Source organism: Variovorax sp. P1_H12_2 (genome assembly GCF_056405335.1).
The window spans coordinates 1-2,254 of sequence record NZ_JBFUCI010000647.1 but is presented as its reverse complement, the minus strand read 5'-3'; the positions used below and the strand labels follow the sequence as shown (position 1 = coordinate 2,254).

General features: G+C 69.3%; 3 protein-coding genes. All 3 read right to left on the bottom strand.

Annotation, left to right across the window (positions count from 1 at the left end; genetic code table 11):
* Nucleotides 1–398, bottom strand: a 398-nt coding sequence (locus AC1D2K_RS33695; RefSeq protein ID WP_478094658.1) for a biotin/lipoyl-containing protein, incomplete at its 3' end; no start/stop codon positions are given.
* A gap of 1 nt (nucleotide 399) precedes the next feature.
* On the bottom strand, nucleotides 400–1,413 hold the full coding sequence (locus AC1D2K_RS33690; RefSeq protein ID WP_478094656.1) for an alpha-ketoacid dehydrogenase subunit beta: 1,014 nt from the start codon (nucleotides 1,411–1,413) through the stop codon (nucleotides 400–402).
* Between the two features lie 89 nt (nucleotides 1,414–1,502).
* The coding region (locus AC1D2K_RS33685; RefSeq protein ID WP_478094654.1) for a thiamine pyrophosphate-dependent dehydrogenase E1 component subunit alpha at nucleotides 1,503–2,254 on the bottom strand (752 nt) is incomplete at its 5' end.

Below are 2,254 nucleotides of genomic sequence, written 5' to 3'. Positions count from 1 at the left end.
GCGATCGGGCGGTCCGCAGCGGCTCCCGCGGACGGCGACGCCGGCTGTGGCTGCGCCGTCGYTGGCGCCGGCGGCATTGCAGCGGGCTTCGCTGCGGGCGGAGGTGGCGGGGTGGCTCGCGCAGGCGCAGCCACGGGCGCCCCGGCAGCGCCGGCCCGCTCGATGCGAATCAGCTCGGCGCCGACCGCCAGTGTCTGTCCGACCTCTCCGCCCAGCGCAAGCACCCGGCCCGCGACCGGCGACGGAATCTCGACGATGGCCTTGTCGGTCATCACGTCGGCCAGCCCCTGGTCTTCGACCACCGCGTCGCCGGGCTGCACGTGCCAGGCCACGAGTTCGACCTCTGCGGTGCCCTCGCCCACGTCGGGCACCTTGATCACATGGATGCTGCCGGACACGTCATGCCTCCATCGCGCGCCTGAACGCTGCAGCCACCCGCGCCGGGCCCGGGAAATAGGCCCATTCAAGCGCATGCGGATACGGCGTATCCCAGCCGGTCACGCGTTCGATGGGTGCCTCCAGGTGATAGAAGCAATGCTCTTGCACCAGCGCCACGAGTTCCGCGCCGAAGCCGCTGGTGCGCGTCGCCTCATGGGCCACGACACAACGGCCGGTCTTCCTGACCGAGGCGACGATCGCAGCCAGGTCCAGCGGCCAGAGGCTGCGCAGATCGATGATCTCGGCATCGACGCCGCTTTCGGCCGCAGCCGCTTCCGACACGAACACCATCGTGCCGTAGGCCAGCACCGTCAGATCGGCGCCGCCGCGGAACACCGCGGCCGTGTCCAGAGGCACCGTGTAGTGCCCTTCGGGCACCTCGCCCAAGGCATGCTGCGACCAGGGCACCACCGGTCGGTCGTGGTGGCCGTCGAACGGGCCGTTGTACAGCCGCTTGGGCTCGAGAAAGATCACCGGGTCGTCGTTCTCGATCGATGCGATCAGCAGGCCCTTGGCATCGTAGGGATTGCTGGGCATCACGGTGCGCAGGCCGCAGACATGCGTGAACAGCGCCTCCGGGCTCTGGCTGTGCGTCTGCCCGCCGTAGATGCCGCCGCCGCAGGGCATGCGGATCGTGATCGGTGCGTTGAAGTCGCCGGCCGAGCGGTAGCGCAGCCGCGCCGCCTCCGAGACGATCTGGTCCGAGGCCGGGTAGAAGTAGTCGGCGAACTGCACCTCGACCACCGGACGCAGTCCATAGGCCGCCATGCCGATCGCCGAGCCGACGATGCCACCCTCGGAGATCGGGGCATCGAAGACGCGCGAGCGGCCGTGTTTCGCCTGCAGCCCTTCGGTGCATCGGAACACGCCGCCGAAGTAGCCGACATCCTGGCCATAGATCACGACGTTCGGGTCGCGCTCGAGCATCACGTCCATCGCCGAGCGCAGGGCCTGGACCATCGTCATGCGGGCCATGTCAGTGCCCGCCCGGCCGCCCGAAGGGCACTGAGCGCCCCCTCGGGGGGCAGCGATACACGAAGTGATGAGCGTGGGGGCAGAGCATGTCAGCCGCGCGCCTGCCGCAACTGCGCTTGCAGGTGCGCCGGCATGTCCTTGTAGACGTCCTCGAACATCGACTCGAGCGGCGGGACATGGCCGTCGATCAGCGTACCGCCGTGGCGTTCGGCCTCCTTCAGTGCAGCGGCCACCTCGGCCTCGAGCTGCTCTTGCGCGCGCTCATGCGCTTCGTCGGACCAGGCGCCCAGGCCCACCAGATGCTGCTTCAGCCGCGCGATCGGGTCGCCGAGCGGGAAATGCTGCCAGTCGTCGGCAGGCCGATAGCGCGAAGGGTCGTCCGACGTCGAGTGCGCGCCGGCGCGGTAGGTGACCCATTCGATCAGCGTGGGCCCGAGATTGCTGCGCGCCCGCTCGGCGGCCCAGCGCGACGCGGCGAGCACCGCAAGAAAGTCGTTGCCATCGACGCGCAACGATGCGATGCCGCAGCCGACGCCGCGCGCGGCGAAAGTCGTCGCCTCGCCACCGGCGATGGCCTGGAAGGTCGAGATCGCCCACTGGTTGTTGACGACGTTGAGGATCACGGGCGCGCGATAGACATGCGCGAAGGTCAGCGCCGTGTGGAAGTCGGATTCGGCGGTGGCMCCGTCGCCGATCCACGCCGACGCGATCTTCGTGTCGCCCTTGATCGCCGAAGCCATGCCCCATCCGACCGCCTGGATGAACTGCGTGGCCAGGTTGCCGCTGATCGAGAAGAAGCCGGCGCGCCGGTACGAATACATCACCGGCAGCTGGCGCCCTT